The sequence below is a fragment of the Pseudoalteromonas sp. XMcav11-Q genome, from assembly GCF_040104525.1.
Taxonomy (GTDB): domain Bacteria; phylum Pseudomonadota; class Gammaproteobacteria; order Enterobacterales; family Alteromonadaceae; genus Pseudoalteromonas.
On the sequence record NZ_JBECOX010000005.1, the window covers coordinates 242,899 to 260,059 of the forward strand.

Consider the following 17,161-nt stretch of genomic DNA (forward strand, 5'->3'; position numbering starts at 1 on the left):
CTATTTGAAGTACTACCTTGCAGCGGTTGCCTGATCATCAAGGATAAAATACGGGATGGTCACCACCGTGCTTGCTATCACTAAGTTGGTGTTAAACTCTAACAATCTTGCATTTACCTCCACGCCTCGTGGACGGTAAACCATAGTGCCTGTGAGCAAATGACTGGGAGATTGCGTGTTTTTCAAGCGGCTTGCTTTACGCGAAAAAGTCAAGTCGCCACTGGATGTCACTTCAATTTTCCCCAATGCTTTAAAGTCTAACGCTTGATAACCCAGCTTTTGCATTTGATGCATTAAGGACTCAGCCAATTGGTTTCCTAGCTGGTTTGTATCCCTTAATGATTCATTAAAGTTGACAAAACTGGCTACCGCTATCGACTCAGGCTTTTGCCCTAATACAGTATCTGACAGTTCCAACGCAATTTGATTGGCGTAGTTAGCAATTTCTTTGCGATGACGATAGCTAACGAAGCCAATATCTTGCAATACCGCGGCTTGTGAATCTTCATTACGCTCTTGCTCTTCCATCATGGCATATAATATTTCCATGTCGGATTGCTGCGTTTCTGTAGGTTCGGAAGCCGTTTGTTTTGTCATTTCGCAGCCACCGAGTAATGCAAGTGTCGTCGCAAATAGCACTACATTTTTCATCATCGCCTCCGAATTAGTTCGCACGCTCTATACGAATGCCATCGTATGCCGCACCATCTTGTAGGGCGTTAACTACGTTTTGCGGTAAAAAGCCTTGAGCAGAACCCACGACACTTTTACTTCTAAGCCCAACCACTCTGGCATTAACCATAACCCCGCCCTGATGATTCACCAAAGTACCACCTAGCACATACAAAAAAGGATGGTCGTCAGATAGCTCTAAAAAGTCACGGCTAAAAATGAAATCGCCTTCAGGTGTCACCCGGATATAGTCTGTTGTTTTAAAGTCCACAACAGGGATCCCAAACGCATGAAGCTCATGGATAAAGCTTTCAGCCAACTGGTTACCCAACAAGGAACCTTTATCAAATTCTTTATCTAAAAATACAAAGCTTGTCACTGCTACCGGCGTTTTCTCATTCACGTGTTTCAAGTTTGCTACCATGTCTTGCATAATGCTTTGAACATAGTGAGTGACATTCTTACCAGCCATTTGCTGAGAAACAGAGAATTGTTTCATACCGTTTGGATTACTTTGATACATCGAAGATTTTTCAAAGCCATTACGCACGGGCTCAGCCTGAGCATTATCCACCGCAAAAAAGCTACTCTGAGCACAGCCAACCATCAATGAAAGCGGCAAAACCAAACTTAATACTTTTTTCATTACTTTCATCTCCACTAATATTGGCTTCGTATAATCTGACCGTCACGATTTGTGACACGCTCCGTACCCCACATAACAGCTTTTGGAATGCTGATTGATGCGGCTGAGACGGCTCGATTATGTAACGTATCAACCAGCCGCGCATTGACCAAATAGGTATCACGACTTTCTACGATTGTCCCGACCACCACGAGGTCAATTTTCTGGCGCTGATTCAGCACATTCAATTCTCGACTTAACATACTATCGGCAGAACTTTGTAAAGATAAAGCGTTTCTGAGTCGATATTCCACGACATCTGCCCCCATTTGACTTAAATGGGTCATGAGGGATTCTTGCAAGGCCACGCTCAAGCCTGAACCTTGCCCAGCAACGGTATCATCCAGCTGATTAGCCTTAAAAAAACTCGTCACAGCAACCGTTGAGTTCGGCTTGAACGGCCGTACATACTGCCCGAGTTCCGCGGCTAACTGAGCGCCAACCCCATCTAAGTCAGGTAAGATTTCTTGCTGCTGGGTCGCTTCTCTTTTGCCGACCTGTTGGCTGTTTGTACACCCTGCCAACAACATAATCACTATGAGTGCTAGATATTTCATTTCACCAAGCCCACGATAAACTTATTGGATAAAATGCAAAATACGCACCAAGTTTTAAAGTCGATGACTGGTGTAATGGCTAACCAAACAGCTTAAACCTGCACGCTTAAGTTGCTGGCAACCTTTGTATGCAGAGGCCTTATCTGCAAATGCACCTAATTTGAGCCGATAATATTTCGTATTTTGAATATCTATTTGCTCGATATTCACTTCGCTTGTTGCAAAGTCTTGCGGTAACTTATCCTTGAGTTGCTCGTAGGTTTGCCTAAGCTTGGTATATTCCGTTGTAGAGGCCAATTGAATTGCGAATTCAGCTATCTCGACAGGCTGTTTTTGTTTCTCGGTGGGCTTTGTTTTTTGCTCTATCACTTGCTCGGGTTGCTCTGCTAAAAGCTCAGCATGCTTTTGCTTTGCAAGCGAATTTGATAGCTGCATTGCAATAACATCTAAATCTTCCTGCACTTCTTCAAACCTAGCAACCTGCTGTTTTAGCGCTCTGAGCTGTTCTACTTCTTGTTGTAAGGTGCTTACCTGCTGTTCCAATAAAGATATCTGCTTCTTCATTTGTAATGAGTCAAGTTGACTCTTGCTCGCAGTTGCTTGGCAACCACTTAACGCAACGAAACTGAGCATAATGAGATGCCACTTAATTGATTGCATTGTTTTCTCTTTCATAAATAGTTAAGGCTTCCACCGTGCAAGAAACTTTGAAGGGAAGTAGATTTTGGCAAATATTTGCCGCATTTTGTGTGGCGTCATCTCTTAATATAAGTAAATAAGTGGCGTCGCCTTCTTGTTGCGCATACCCAAAACCACCGCTTAATAACGCGGGATAACGCTTAGCCAAAATCGCCGCATACACTTTTAATATCGTTAATGTCTTGAAGCGTCCAACTACAGCAAACTCTCGCGTGGTTGCGCGCTGTTGTTGTAATTCGTGATTTACATCAAGCAGCAAGTCTCCCCCTGCACTTAACTCCACTTCTATCTGTTGAGTACTGGCTACCGCGAGCCTTTTCGCATCACTTATTGCTGTACGGTAAGTCCCAGGCTTCAAACCAGTAAATACATAGTAGCCGTCATATGCCGTCTGAGTGCGCGCGACTTCGTTACCCGTTTCATCAAGTAAACTCACGGTAGTGAATCCTGCAGGTCGGCGCTCAGTACCCTCATTGATTTCAACAATACCTTCAACTTCCGACGAGTTTACAAATGGTATTTCAACATATTCAATATGACCGGGTCTTGGAGTGAATGAAAAGCCATCATTAGCGGGAATTAAAAAGGGTTCAGGGATCGTTTCTTTGTCAACAATAATATCTGTTCGTTTGTAATTAACCATTGCGGGTAATAGAGCCACACCGTCGTCGTCAGTTTTACCTTGTGCAAAGTTTTGCAATGCTTTTATAGTTACCCCCTTCAGCGGTAACTCCCCATCGTCAAGATAGCCGTTATTATTTTGGTCGATAAAAGCACGAATCATCAAAGAGCCAAACTGCGACAAGCGTTTGCCAGTTAAAAAAACCTGATCTACGGTTTCGCCCGCTCCAATACTTACTTGTCCAGAGAGGCCTAGTTGCCAGTTATCATCGTTATCGTATTGCAAGTCTGTTAACAACCGAAACTTATCATGGTTCCAGCTCAATCCAAGTTCGGTTTTATAGTATTCCGCAGCAAAGTCTTTGTATAAGGTAATGCCAAGATCAAGCTCCGGACTTAGCGCTTTGCTCAACTCTAGCTCAGCAGCTGTAATTTCATTAGCAGGTTCTATGTCATACCAAGTAGTAAAACGACTATATATCCCAAAAATCCTTCGCTGCCAGCGCAAGTAGCCACTCACATCGCTGGCTTGATCTGTCTGCGCTTGCCACACAAATTGGTTACTGAAAGTGCCCCAATAATTCCCCGTGCTAAACAGCAGCGACGCTTGCTCGGTGGTGTCTATATTAGCTCTATTAAGCTGAAAGTATTCAGCACGATAGTAAATTTTAGCGGCATCAAAAAGAGACCAATCTCCCGCCGCCGTTAATTTTATCTCGGTCGCATTTTCATCCCGTTCTAAATCTTCCTTTAGCTCAAATTTAGCACCTACCTGCTGGCCAAATAGACGGGTTCGAGTATTTGCAGAGAGACGTTGGTTCGCTTCGCTCTTACTATAGTCAACATCCAGTAATAGTCGTTTATTAATATTGGTGTTAAATCCTGTAGAAAAGTATTGTTCTGAGGCGCTATTTTTTACACCTTGACGATGCTGCAAGCCTGCATACACCGCAAAATTTTTAGTAAGGCCGTAGTCAAATCGACCATTTACTTGCCAGCTTGATGCTCCTGATACCGCAGTCTTGTCGCCCAGTATACTTTTGCCCGTCTCAGTAATTGATACGGCAAAAAAGCCTTCATCTTCGTTTACGATGCTCTGTTCAACATAATAGGTCTGCACTTCTTTTGATACTTGACCTTGCCCTCCATACATCACCAGTTCAAAGGTATTTTCACCAAATAGTAAATCAATATTTTCAAACTCATAGCGCCCAGATTGAACATTATTTTCTTGCCCTATTAGCAATCCATTTCGATAAAGCTCTACGTCCCACCCTACCTGAACAGGACCTGAGATGACAATACGCTGACGGTTAGTGCGGCTATCTAACGGCGCGTTACTGAAGTTCACTCCTCGCCCTTCTTCATTTAGCGCATCAACTCCAACTTGAACACTCTGTACATCACCGAGCGATACCTTGGTAAAGTTGCCAAACGGTAAAACATCGGCTTTTTTAGAAGCACGGTTTAGGGATAATCGTGAGCGATTAATCACATCTCCCTCTCTACCAGCAATAAAATACTGAGCTTGCCAATAGGCGATGTCTTGCGAACCAATAAGGGAATAAGACGTCTGACTAATGTCTTCAGTCACCTGCGCATTTATCTGAGCATCCAGCACTGGTTTACCGATGCTTTGATAAGGACTTGGTCGCCACGGTAATGTTGCGCTGGCATTGCGGTCAAACCTGACAACTTCTCTTCCTAATCGCTGTTGCTGCGCTTCTATTGGCAGAATTTGCCTACTTTTAACCGTAAGAGATAAATCCTGTATATCGGTAAACAGGCTCACATCGAATAAGGTCGCAACGATATAATCGGCGAGAAATACCTCACCATTGATAACCTGAACTTCCTTATCACTCAATTGCGTTCGCTGCCCTTTGCTCTCAACTAAATGCGCTTTGGCATTAAGACTAAAGGTGTTTTCAGGTGTGAAGAACCAGCCATCAAAAGTTCCTGATACATCTTCTGATACCACAAAGCCCAAAGCTGAAAACAAGCTCAAGAGTTCCACATTGACGCCTTGTTCCGACGTCACCGCGATCACTTCACCTAAATATAAATTTCCTTTATAAGCGGATAAAAACAGTTCCGTACCAACATCAACCCGAGAGACCACCCGCTCACTTTGCTGTATCGCAAGTTTTGCTTTCACTCGTTCAACCCGTTCTAATAGCTGTTGCAAAGTATCAACCTGCGATGCCATAGCAGGTTGATAGCATAGTATGCCAATTAGTAACGCGCGCCAAATAGCGGGGGCTCTCATTACGTTCGCTTACCCTAAACTACAAAGATACCGAATCATCTACAAAGGTGCGGTCAGTGTACTCCTCATCACCCACATACTTGATTAAGACCTTGCCTGATGGCCCAAGCTTAATTGCAGGGTCTATCGAGAATTCTACACTCCTTTGATTAAGCTCTGGATATACGGCAAACTTATTTAATACTCCGATCCGCACCGGTTTAACGTCATTTTTCCCCTGCCAATAAGCGGATAATTCGCCAAAGCTACTATATTTCCCAGTTCGATTAAGTAGTACCGTAATTGCCTGACGACCATTTTTCGCGTTGCTTACAATGACATCCTCAAGCTGTACTTGCGGGTTCGCATCGCCAACTCGTAGCATCACCGGAATGCTATAGCTCATCAGCACGTCAATATTGATACCTTCTTGCAGCTTGCCTTTATTATTCGGCAGCTCCCTAAAAAGCAAATGTGAGCGATACTCTCCTTGTTCCATATTCGCCTTTCTGCGCACAGCCAGCTTTATTACCTGACGCTCACCAGGCCCTAGTGTTACTTGCCTAGGTGAAATACGAATGAAATGGCTTGCAGCCATAGGGTTCATTTTTTGCTCGGCAAAGTTGGCATAACCACCTTCTTTAAGTGCTAGCTTCTCTTGAAATTCAAGTCGATAAGATTTGGTCACATCACCATTATTAATGATTGTAACCCTCTCTATTCTCTGACGCTCTTCGAAAGCAACCCGTGTTGGGGTGATCATCAGATTGGCGCTTACTTTACAGCAACAAAACAAAAGCAGCGTTAATATTAATTTATTCATAATTTAGTAAGACAAAGTTATTTCAACGTTCAAGGTTTGCACTCCATCCGATAGCGATTTACCATTGCCAGCAAAGCGCAATTGACCACCGACCTTAAACTCACCAGACCCAACACTATCGGTGTAAATCGCCTTCTCGTGATACAGCTCTGTCAATTGGAAGGCATCGGATGCACCAAGATTCCAATATCCAAACCAGTCGTTGTAAATGGTAGATTGGACGCTAATTTGGCGATTGTGAGGAAAATCGGTCAAGAGGATTTCTGCCGCATGACCAAACTCTACGAATAGAATATTGCTTGAGGTTTGTGGCCTAACATTAGGTTCTATTGTCAAAGTGCCTGCGCTATTTTGGTCAATAATCGCAATAGTGCCAAAGCTCAATTTCTTAACGACCGATATATCTTGAGCTTTGGCCAAGTGACTGGCAAAAAGCAATGCCAGTACCATGTAACGCCACATGTTTTAGTAAGCGATTTCGATATCAACTTTACTGGTGTATACACCACCACCATACGTATCTGTTCCAGAAAGTGCTTTCGTACTTAATGTCGCACCAACGGAAAGCGTTGCGGCACCATTTGCATCAACCCTAAACTTGTTGTTTGTCACTTCACTATTAGGTTGTGCACCGCTTACCACATAAAACTCAAAATCCTTTAAATCAAAAGAGGCATTACCCACGCTATCAACCGTAGTTGCAGCCGGAACCGTAATCGTTAGCTCAGTGTTTGGCGCTGCATCAGTGATATTGATAGAGCCTGCTCCACCTGTACTAATAAGGTTTATTACTGCGTCACCAGTATTCTTAATTTCAGGATCGGTCAGTGTTGGATCCGCTTCAATCTTCATCGTCGCGACATCAGCTGCATCACCCTGCACTCGAATGATACCGAAATCAAGCGGATCACCAGCTTCCGCTGAAAATAAGTTTTTAACTTCTACTTTAACTTCAAGACGGGCAGTATCTTTAGCAATTGCTGAAGAAGTAAGTAAAGCAGCGGAAATAGAGCTTGCAACAAGCGCAGATTTAATCAGTGTTTTCATCTTTAAATTCCTTTAGGAGTCATTTTTATCATCACCGCAATGCCATTTTTTTGGTGACTTATTGTTTATCGTTCCCAAATGGGAAAACTTTAGTAAAAATTAAAGCATTAATCTCCTACAATCAATGCTTTGGATAGAAAATAGTCTACAGTAGATTTTTGCTTCTTGAGTTGATCTTAATCCAGAAACTGTTGCCCAATCCCGCATTTCAAATGCTTGAATTCGAAATTCGGCCTCAGAGAATATACTAGGAAACTTTCGCTTTACTGCCACTAATAGCGCTTGATGTTGCTCAACTTGAGGCATGGAATTGATGGATATTGGAAACAACTTGAGTTGAATTCCAGTCGTTTGATTCGCCTTTTGTTTACTGGCGGAATAACGCTTAACCTCTATGTCAGTAGTCGATGCTGCTTGGATATTATCGACGCTAGCTTGAGACTCTAACAAAGTCAGCAGGTTTGAGAGATCCTCTTCTAACGAGCTCAATCGCTTAATACTTTTGAGCTGTTGCTCACTTAACTGCGAGGGCTGCTGAACTGAATGACTACAGCCACCTAAGGTGATTACAGAGCCGAGTAGTATAAGTTTAAAAAACTGAATATTCACAATAAGTTATAACAAAAATCCATTTTCTGCTATGGTACATAAATCGCGGTAAATAACCAAATGCTTTTACCGCAAATATCGGTACATTTAACTTTTTGCAATAGAATCGATAAGAGAAGCAAGCTCAGTCGAATACTCTTCTCTTCGCATCGCATGCTCAACTATCGCTTTTAAATAGCCAATTTTACTTCCGCAATCATGGCTTTTTCCACGTAGCGAGTATGCATCCACTTGCTCTCGCTCCATCAACATAGCAATCGCATCGGTCAGTTGAATTTCACCACCAGCACCTAACGGTGTTTTTGCCAAAAGTGGCCAAATAGATTTGTTAAGTACGTAACGACCAACAACGGCTAAGTTTGAAGGCGCATTTTGTTGTTCAGGCTTTTCGACAATAGACTGCATTGCGCCTGACTCTCCTTGCACTAGCGCTGCTCCTCCCAAATCCACAATACCAAACTGGGAGACGAGTTCAGGCGCTACCGCTTCTACCATCACTTGGCTATTACCTGACCCTTTAAAACGCGCGATCATATCAGCAAGATTATCTTTTGTTAGATCGCATGCAGCGTCATCGACCAATACATCGGGCAGCATAACCACAAAGGGCTCATCGCCAATCACAGGTGCAGCGCAGTTGATGGCATGACCAAGGCCACGAGCCTCACCTTGACGCACATGGATCAGCGTAACGCCTTTGGGGCATATAGATTGTACTTCTTCTAGCAGCTGACGCTTAACCCGTTTTTCCAGTGTTGCTTCCAACTCAAAGCTTTTATCAAAGTGGTTTTCAATTGAGTTTTTACTTGAATGGGTTACCAGGACAATTTCTTTGACGCCAGCGGCCGCTGCTTCATCTACCACATACTGGATCAGAGGCTTATCGACAATTGGCAGCATTTCTTTTGGAATGGCCTTCGTTGCTGGTAACATGCGGGTGCCAAGACCCGCCACTGGAATAACGGCTTTCATAAATGTTCCTAAATCGCGACTGGTGCCTTTATATGCGGGTGACATTCGTAGTTCACCAGTTCAAAGTCTTCAAACTTAAAACCAAATATGTCTTTTACTTGAGGGTTGATCTGCATTTGTGGCTTCGCAAACGGCGCTCGGCTTAGCTGCTCTTCAACTTGTTCCATATGGTTTAGGTATAAATGGGCATCGCCGAAAGTATGTACGAAATCACCCACTTCTAAGTCACAAACTTGTGCAATCATCATCGTTAACAGCGCATAACTTGCGATGTTAAAGGGCACACCCAAGAAAATATCCGCACTGCGCTGATAAAGCTGGCAAGAAAGCTTGCCATCTAGTACATAAAATTGAAATAACGTGTGGCAAGGTGGCAACGCTTGTTTGCCCATCGCTGCATTTTCTTTCGGTGAATAGTTAGTATCAGGCAAAAGCGCAGGGTTCCAAGCACTCACAATCAGGCGACGAGAGTCAGGGTTGGTTTTGATTTGCTCTACAACATCTTTGATTTGATCTATCACTTCACCATTTGGCCCCGTCCAAGAGCGCCACTGGCTGCCATAAACTGGCCCTAAGTCCCCTTCATCCGTTGCCCAGCCATCCCAAATGCTAACGCCATTTTCCTTTAGGTATTTGATGTTAGTATCGCCTTGCAAGAACCAAAGTAGCTCGTGGATAATCGAGCGTAGATGACACTTTTTCGTCGTTACAAGCGGAAAGCCTTCTTGCAAGTTGAAGCGCATCTGGTATCCAAAAACACTCACTGTGCCAGTGCCAGTGCGGTCTTCTTTTTTTGTGCCATTATCACGCACATGGCGCATCAGTTCTAAATATTGCTTCATTGTTCGCTACTCTTTAACTTTTAACTTGCTCGTTAGATGGGTTGCTACTTTCTCGCTTATATGCCCATACCATAAGGATAGCGCCTGCAATCACCATAGGGAGGGATAAGATCTGACCTTGAGAAATAAAGCCACCATATAAGCCAATATGTGCATCTGGTTCACGGAAATACTCGATTGAGAAGCGGAAGACACCGTAACCGGCTAAAAATAGACCTGCTACGCTGCCCGCTGGGCGCGGTTTTTTCCTAAACCATACCAACATCACAAACAATACCAACCCTTCAAAAAACGCTTCATAAAGTTGTGATGGGTGGCGCGGCTGTGGTCCGCCCGTTGGGAAAATAAATGCCCAGGGAACATCCGTTACGCGACCCCATAATTCGCCATTAATGAAGTTACCGATACGACCAGCAAAAAGCCCAACAGGCACCATAGGAACGACAAAGTCACCTACCGATAAAATCGAACGTTTGTTTTTAAGCGCATACACGATAATTGCCGTTATAACGCCCAATGCACCGCCATGGAAAGACATACCGCCTTGGTCCACCCTAAACAAATAAAGCGGGTTTTCAATAAAATGAGAGAATTGATAAAACAACACGTAACCAATTCGCCCGCCCAAGATCACACCGAGCATACAGTAAAAAACTAGGTCGCCAACTTGGTCTTTATTCCAACCAGAGTTTGGTTTTTTTGCTTCTTTCCCTGCCCACCACATGGCGAACATAAAGCCGATTAAATACATTAATCCATACCAACGAACACTTAACGGTCCGATGGAAAAAATCACAGGGTCTATCTGTGGAAACTGCAAAGCCATAGCCTTTCCTTAATTCATTAACATATTGCCAGCGATAACAATGAGTAACGCCGCAAACACTTTCTTAATCGTTGTGACTGGTAAGTGGTGCGTAGCTTTAGCACCAATAGGCGCCATAAACCATGAAGTTGCCACTATACCAAACAAAGCCGGTAAATAGACAAAACCTAAAAATCCATGCTCAATATCCACATGTTGGCTGCCAGAGGCGATATAGCCAAAGGAGCCAAAGATAGCGATAACAATACCACTGGCAGACGCACATCCTATCGCTTTTTTCATATCAACAGAGAAAAATGTCAGTAGTGGGACGATTAATGCTCCCCCGCCGATACCAATCATTGCAGACAGCGCCCCCGTTACCGAGGTTAGCATCGCAAGTATCGGTCCTTGCGGTATAGCTCTGGTTGATTGTGGCGGTCTTCTGGAACTCCAAGCCATTTTCAATGCAATGCCCACAACACTAACCACAAAAATAATTCTGACGAGTTTTTCAGGCAACATCACTGCGGCAAAACCACTGCCCAACGCGCCGACTGCCACACCTAACATCACCCATGGAGCAATGTGCCATGGAACATTGTCATTTTTATGATGTGCTTTGGCTGAAGATGTCGAAGTGAAAATAATGGAGGCGAGAGACGTCGCAATTGCAACTAACACCACTTGATCTGTGGGTATAACATTAAATTTGGTCAAGATGACAGATAAAATAGGGACTATCAGCAGCCCGCCGCCGATACCAAGTAGACCTGCCAAAAAGCCAACTGCACAGCCGAGCAAAGCGCAAAGTACAACGATGAGTATAATAGTTTCCATCAACAAGCTCTTATTCTTATAGCGCCGTAATGGTAGCGTAAATAGCCTTAAGAAGCACCCTTTGCTTGGTGGCTGGTATAGAGTAATTCTGCAAAATGATGTTCTATCATAAATTCTTTAATAATTCGGCGCACTTGCTTAGATGACGGCTGTGCTAAACAATTTTCAAGTAAAGCTTCCATATCCGTTACTCTCAGTCTACGTAACACCCATTTTACTTTGTTCAGTGATGAAATATTCATACTCAAACGGCGATACCCCATTGCAATAAGCAAGATTGCTCCCTCAGGCTCACCGCCTAATTCTCCACACAGGCTAAAAGGCAGCTCGTGTAATTCACACTGCTGTGCAATCTGGTTTAACACTCGTAATACACTGGGGTGATAAGGGTCAAAAAGATCCGCTACTTGCGCGTTGGTTCTATCAACGGCTAATAAATACTGCGTCAAATCGTTACTGCCCACAGAGCAAAAATCAATTTTTTTCGACCACTCAGGTAACAAGTACACGCTAGACGGTACTTCGAGCATCACGCCGATTTCTGGTCGGTCGATGGTATAAAAAGGATCGGCCCATTCGTCTTGCAACTCAAAACAAGCCTGCTCAATGAGTGCCATCGCTTCATCTATTTCCTCACTATGACCCACCATAGGCAACATGATCTGTAAGTTGCCAAGACCTGCGTTTGCTTTGATCATCGCTTTGATTTGATCCAAGAAAAGCTCGGGGTGATCCAGCGATACACGAATGCCCCGCCACCCTAAAAATGGGTTTTCTTCTTTGATATCAAAGTAATCTAGAATTTTGTCGCCACCGATATCTAAAGTCCGCATCACTACGGGCTCAGGGTGATAACGTGATAGCACCTCGCGATACCAGACTTCTTGCTCCGATTGTGTTGGGAATTGGCCTTTTTGCATAAACCAAGACTCAGTTCGATAAAGACCAACGCCATCGCAATAACTGGCGCTTAATGTCTCGGTCGATAGATCAAGCCCAGCATTTAAGAGTAAATTTATACGCTCACCATCGAGTGTAATAGGCGGCAAATCATGTTCCGCTTCAAACTTATCATGCAGAATGTTGTCTTTACGTTTGATTTCAACGTACTCATTGACCAACATTTGCGAAGGCGAAATATAAAGCCGCCCAGAATACGCATCCATGATCATAGACTTACCATCAAACTGTAATAATGGAATGTCTTCTATGCCCCAAATAGCGGGGACGCCCATCGCACGAGTGAGAATGGAGGCATGAGAGTTGGCCGAGCCATGCACACTGACGACCCCTTTGAGCTTTTCTTTTGGTACTTGCGCTAACATAGTTGGAGTCAAAGTATGGGCGATTAGAATCGTATTATCTGGATAGTGTTTAACAGCTTGTTCAGTTGAGACTAAATGCTGGAGCACGCGCAGGCCAATATCATTAACATCAATCGCACGCTCTTTGATATAAGGGTCGCTCATCATATCAAACTGAGCCACAAGCTTTTCGATAACAAGCTTTAGCGCTGTTTTCGCGTTCCAGCCTTGTTGTATTTCAGACTCTACTTGTTTACCTAAACTCTTGGCATCCAAAAGTTGTTGGTAAACCTCAAACACAGCTACCGCTTCTTTTGGAATATCATCACTCAGAGTTTTGGCTAAAATATGGAATTCTTGCCGAGTCGCGGCCACCGCTTGATGAAACAGCTGAATTTGCTGCTGAATATTGTCACTATGCTGTGGTTCAATACTCGCAAAATCAATATGGGGTAACACCACATAACCATCGCCTAAGGCAATACCTGGAGCACTTGATACCCCTTTTAACACTGAGGTTCTGTGACTGCTTGCATCTTGTTGAAGTAAAGTTTGGATCTCGGTGTTGGCAAGCTGTGAAGCCAATTGCGCTGAAAGCGTAATAAGAAAGGACTCTTCATCATGGCTAAATACACGAGCAATCTTTTGCTGCACCACAATAACTCCAAGCACTTTACGCTGGTGTACAACAGGTACTGATAAGAAAGCATTGTAGCCTTCTTCATTGACCTCAGGTGACAGTTTGAATCTTGGGTGTGATTGGGCGTGGGCAACGTTAATTGGCTCTTCACGCTGGGCAACAAGACCGACTAGGCCTTCGGTAAATCCCATGCGGAATTTTCCGATTGCTTCAGGGTTTAAGCCATCCGTTGCCATCAGGATAAAGTTATCTTGACTGTAATCGGCAAAATAAACTGAGCAGCATTCAGTGTGCATGGCATCTTTGACCATAGTAACAAAGCAATTTAACGCGCTTTGTAGGTCACTTTGCTGTGCCACTGACTCAGCAATCGATCTTAACGTTGCTAACACCTGCTGCTCCTATTTTTATCGTTTTGTGCGCCAGAAATCCTTTTGCCCTTGCTGTTCACGTTTACCAAATGGCATCGCAAACGGAGCGAATTCCTTCATCACTCGACGATAGACATCACGCTTAAACGATACAACTTGACGTACTGGATACCAATAGCTAACCCAGCGCCAATCATCGAACTCAGGGTGATGCGTACGTAATAAGTCTACGTCTTCATCTTTACACCTAAGTTTCAATAAAAACCATTTCTGCTTTTGCCCGATACAGACTGGGCTTGAATCTCGTCTAATTAACCTTTTTGGTAGTTTGTAACGTAACCAATGTTTAGAACTTGCTACTATTTCAACATCTTCTGGCCTAAGTCCAACTTCTTCATGAAGTTCACGATACATCGTTTGCTCAGGTGTTTCCCCTTGATCTATTCCGCCTTGAGGAAATTGCCAAGAGTGTTGTCCGTAACGACGGGCCCAAAAAACCTGCCCCTGATTATTACAAATCACTATTCCGACATTGGCACGAAACCCTTCGGCATCAATCACCTTAGTGCCTCATTTATAAGTCGATTTTTAATGATTGTTCCACAACTCCCGCGCCACGGCAAATTTAATTCCATTCTATACCTAAATTATCTCAGCATACTCTCAAGTTACCCACAACTTGTGCATAACTAAGTGTTTTTCAGTTCAAATTACGAACAAATCCACAATTACACACTTCAAACCTCAGGTTTTCCACATATTCTGTGGATAATTATGTTTATAGTCTTGTATTTATCCAAAGCCATAAGATTTCCAAGCCGCTCTGACTGTAGCAAAATAAAAATAACTTCATATTTATCATATAGATAATAAAGTTATTACTTTAACCATATGTTGAAATAACAAACCACACTTAAGTTGAGTGCAAAATAACCAACTTACTTCACCACATGATTTCTTTTATAATCGTGTTTTTAGGGGATAGACTCAGGAGTATCGCTTGCCATCAGTTACACCACCACGCTCTGTGGGCGAACTTATGCAGCGTGTTGAAAACATAGCCGGTTTAACATTAGGTGAACTCGCTCATCAGCTCTCGTTTAAAACACCACAAGACTTGCTCAAAGAGAAAGGCTGGGTAGGACAACTCATAGAAGCGGCCTTAGGTGCCACCGCGGGCTCAAAGCCTGTGCCTGATTTTGAGCATATTGGCGTTGAACTCAAGACTTTGCCCATAAGCTATCAAGGCAAACCGCTAGAGACCACCTATGTTTCTGTCGTGCCGCTGACTCAGTTAACAGGATTAACATGGGAAGCGTCGAGTGTTAAAAAGAAATTAGCTCACGTTCTTTGGCTACCCATATTAGCCGAGCGAGAAATTCCTTTAATAGATAGGGTTATTGGACACGGCTTCTTATGGCGGCCAGACGCGCATCAAGAACAATTGTTACGAAGAGACTGGGAAGAGCAAATCGAGTTAATCGCTACGGGCCATGTAGAGGAAATCTCAGGGCATCTTGGAGAAGTCATGCAGATAAGGCCAAAAGCGGCAAATGCCAAAGCGCTTACCGACGCTATAGGGCCTAACGGTAAAATAGTGCAAACTTTGCCAAGAGGTTTTTATTTGAAAATTAATTTCACCCAATCGATATTAGCGCAAGAGTTTGGTGCTTAAAAACACCTGTTGACTTTTTATACAAAAAGTACAAATGTAACACAACCAACATCTTGTATGGATTTGGTTAACATTTATATTTTTTATAGAAGGAAACGACAATGAAATTAAAGTTCAACAAAAAATCGATTAAAGAACTTAGTGTGAACAAAATACTTGTGACCAAGATGACACCAGCTGTTGCTGGAGGTAATGGAGCAGCAACGATGGATGATACTTGTAATTCACTTCAAGTCTGTTGGACATTCCGATATGGCCAAGGGCATTGTGAAGTTTGGTGATGAACGTTAGGAACAAAAACGCCAGTAACTAAACTGGCGTTTTTACAATACATCAAGTAATGCTAATTACTGACCTTTGATTTCACTACGACCTTTGTATACCGCTTTTTCACCTAGCGCTTCTTCAATACGTAGTAACTGGTTGTACTTAGCTACACGATCCGAACGACAAAGTGAACCTGTCTTAATTTGACCTGCCGCTGTCGCCACTGCTAAATCAGCAATGGTTGCGTCTTCAGTTTCACCAGAGCGGTGTGAAATAACGGCAGTAAAGCCAGCATCTTGCGCCATTTTGATGGCATCAAGCGTTTCAGACAGTGAACCAATCTGGTTGAATTTAATCAAGATTGAGTTACCAATGCTTTCTTCAATACCACGCTTTAAAATCTTAGTGTTAGTAACAAAAAGATCATCACCCACTAGCTGAACTTTATCGCCGATTTTATCTGTTAGGACTTTCCAGCCAGCCCAGTCGCTTTCGTCTAGGCCATCTTCGATTGATACAATTGGGTAACGTGCTGCAAGATCGGCCAAGAAGCCTGCAAAACCTTCCGAGTCGAATGTTTTACCTTCGCCCTTTAGGTCATACTTGCCATCGACATAAAACTCAGACGCTGCACAGTCAAGTGCTAGTGTTACGTCTTTGTTCATTTCGTAGCCAGCTGCTGCAACCGCTTCAACAATCACTTCTAGCGCTTCTTCATTTGACTTAAGGTCTGGAGCAAAACCACCTTCATCACCAACAGCAGTGTTCAGGCCACGTGACTTAAGTACGTTTTTCAAGCTATGGAAGATTTCAGCACCCATACGTAGTGCTTCACGGAAGCTCTTTGCGCCAACAGGCTGAACCATAAACTCTTGAATATCAACGTTGTTATCCGCGTGCTCACCACCATTGATAATGTTCATCATCGGAACTGGCATTGAGTACTGACCTGCTGTACCGTTGATGTCTGCGATATGCTCGTATAGCGCCACGCCTTTGTCTTGTGCAGCTGCTTTTGCTGTTGCTAGAGATACCGCAAGGATGGCATTCGCACCTAGTTTTTCTTTGTTTTCAGTGCCGTCTAAGTCCAACATAATTTGGTCGATTGCACGTTGTTCTAGCGCGTTTTGACCTTCAAGTGCTGCCGCGATTTCGTTATTTACGTAGTTTACCGCTGTTAATACACCTTTACCTAAGTAACGAGACTTATCACCATCACGTAGCTCTAGTGCTTCACGGGTACCCGTAGATGCACCTGATGGCGCACATGCACGGCCCCATGCACCTGACTCTAGGTGTACGTCCGCTTCTACTGTTGGGTTACCGCGTGAGTCCATAACTTCACGGCCAATCACTCTAACGATTTTTGACATCTTGATTCCTCTTATTCCCAAAGTGGTGTGTGTTGCACTGCTTCTGTCGCAGGCGAATTCAGGGTCAATAAACCCGCTTTAAAGTTTGCCTTATCTCTGTTGCTTCGCAAA

General features: G+C 43.6%; 18 protein-coding genes. 2 read left to right on the forward strand and 16 right to left on the reverse strand.

Going from position 1 to position 17,161, the window contains the following annotated elements:
- Positions 1-12: 12 nt before the first annotated feature.
- The 15 genes from ABMY45_RS10535 to rppH all read right to left on the reverse strand — a co-directional run bounded on the left by ABMY45_RS10535 (position 13) and on the right by rppH (position 14,296).
- The gene (locus ABMY45_RS10535; protein WP_349288858.1) at positions 13-654 is read right to left on the reverse strand and encodes a FlgO family outer membrane protein; all 642 of its coding nucleotides are present in this window, start codon (positions 652-654) and stop codon (positions 13-15) included.
- A 10-nt stretch (positions 655-664) separates the two neighbouring features.
- On the reverse strand, positions 665-1,318 hold the full coding sequence (locus ABMY45_RS10540; protein ID WP_010606295.1) for a FlgO family outer membrane protein: 654 nt from the start codon (positions 1,316-1,318) through the stop codon (positions 665-667).
- Positions 1,319-1,332: 14 nt separating this feature from the next.
- Complete coding sequence (locus ABMY45_RS10545; protein ID WP_349288859.1) at positions 1,333-1,914, reverse strand: FlgO family outer membrane protein; 582 nt, start codon at positions 1,912-1,914, stop codon at positions 1,333-1,335.
- A 54-nt stretch (positions 1,915-1,968) separates the two neighbouring features.
- Positions 1,969-2,574: an SPOR domain-containing protein gene (locus ABMY45_RS10550; protein WP_174168524.1), complete on the reverse strand. Its 606-nt coding sequence runs from the start codon at positions 2,572-2,574 to the stop codon at positions 1,969-1,971.
- Complete coding sequence (locus tag ABMY45_RS10555; protein ID WP_349288860.1) at positions 2,561-5,503, reverse strand: hypothetical protein; 2,943 nt, start codon at positions 5,501-5,503, stop codon at positions 2,561-2,563. Before ABMY45_RS10555 ends, ABMY45_RS10550 begins: the two co-directional genes overlap by 14 nt.
- Positions 5,504-5,522: 19 nt before the next feature.
- Positions 5,523-6,245 (reverse strand): fimbria/pilus periplasmic chaperone, encoded by a 723-nt coding sequence (locus ABMY45_RS10560; protein WP_017218096.1) that lies wholly within the window; start codon positions 6,243-6,245, stop codon positions 5,523-5,525.
- Positions 6,246-6,308: 63 nt separating this feature from the next.
- Entirely contained in the window at positions 6,309-6,755 is a 447-nt protein-coding gene (locus ABMY45_RS10565; protein WP_349288861.1) for a DUF4402 domain-containing protein, read from the reverse strand.
- Between the two features lie 15 nt (positions 6,756-6,770).
- Positions 6,771-7,352, reverse strand: coding sequence for a DUF4402 domain-containing protein (locus ABMY45_RS10570; protein WP_010606289.1), 582 nt, complete (start codon positions 7,350-7,352; stop codon positions 6,771-6,773).
- 99 nt (positions 7,353-7,451) lie between these two features.
- The gene (locus tag ABMY45_RS10575; protein WP_174168523.1) at positions 7,452-7,961 is read right to left on the reverse strand and encodes a hypothetical protein; all 510 of its coding nucleotides are present in this window, start codon (positions 7,959-7,961) and stop codon (positions 7,452-7,454) included.
- A gap of 87 nt (positions 7,962-8,048) precedes the next feature.
- On the reverse strand, positions 8,049-8,933 hold the full coding sequence (galU, locus tag ABMY45_RS10580; protein ID WP_102056446.1) for a UTP--glucose-1-phosphate uridylyltransferase GalU: 885 nt from the start codon (positions 8,931-8,933) through the stop codon (positions 8,049-8,051).
- Between the two features lie 8 nt (positions 8,934-8,941).
- Entirely contained in the window at positions 8,942-9,775 is an 834-nt protein-coding gene (locus ABMY45_RS10585) for a thymidylate synthase (protein WP_010369327.1), read from the reverse strand.
- A gap of 13 nt (positions 9,776-9,788) precedes the next feature.
- Complete coding sequence (lgt, locus tag ABMY45_RS10590; protein ID WP_206471542.1) at positions 9,789-10,601, reverse strand: prolipoprotein diacylglyceryl transferase; 813 nt, start codon at positions 10,599-10,601, stop codon at positions 9,789-9,791.
- A 9-nt stretch (positions 10,602-10,610) separates the two neighbouring features.
- A complete protein-coding gene (locus ABMY45_RS10595; RefSeq protein WP_010606284.1) occupies positions 10,611-11,420 on the reverse strand; it encodes a sulfite exporter TauE/SafE family protein in 810 nt (269 codons plus the stop codon).
- 47 nt (positions 11,421-11,467) lie between these two features.
- On the reverse strand, positions 11,468-13,756 hold the full coding sequence (gene ptsP, locus ABMY45_RS10600; RefSeq protein ID WP_017218101.1) for a phosphoenolpyruvate--protein phosphotransferase: 2,289 nt from the start codon (positions 13,754-13,756) through the stop codon (positions 11,468-11,470).
- A 15-nt stretch (positions 13,757-13,771) separates the two neighbouring features.
- A complete protein-coding gene (gene rppH, locus ABMY45_RS10605) occupies positions 13,772-14,296 on the reverse strand; it encodes an RNA pyrophosphohydrolase (protein ID WP_010369331.1) in 525 nt (174 codons plus the stop codon).
- A 439-nt stretch (positions 14,297-14,735) separates the two neighbouring features.
- Here rppH and mutH point away from each other — a divergent pair, with 439 nt between their 5' ends.
- Positions 14,736-15,410, forward strand: a complete 675-nt coding sequence (gene mutH / locus ABMY45_RS10610) for a DNA mismatch repair endonuclease MutH (RefSeq protein ID WP_174168519.1) — start codon at positions 14,736-14,738, stop codon at positions 15,408-15,410.
- A 101-nt stretch (positions 15,411-15,511) separates the two neighbouring features.
- Positions 15,512-15,691, forward strand: coding sequence for a hypothetical protein (locus tag ABMY45_RS10615; protein ID WP_102056442.1), 180 nt, complete (start codon positions 15,512-15,514; stop codon positions 15,689-15,691).
- A 66-nt stretch (positions 15,692-15,757) separates the two neighbouring features.
- Here ABMY45_RS10615 and eno read toward each other — a convergent pair whose 3' ends face one another.
- Positions 15,758-17,050 (reverse strand): phosphopyruvate hydratase, encoded by a 1,293-nt coding sequence (gene eno / locus ABMY45_RS10620; RefSeq protein WP_010606280.1) that lies wholly within the window; start codon positions 17,048-17,050, stop codon positions 15,758-15,760.
- Positions 17,051-17,161 lie beyond the last annotated feature (111 nt).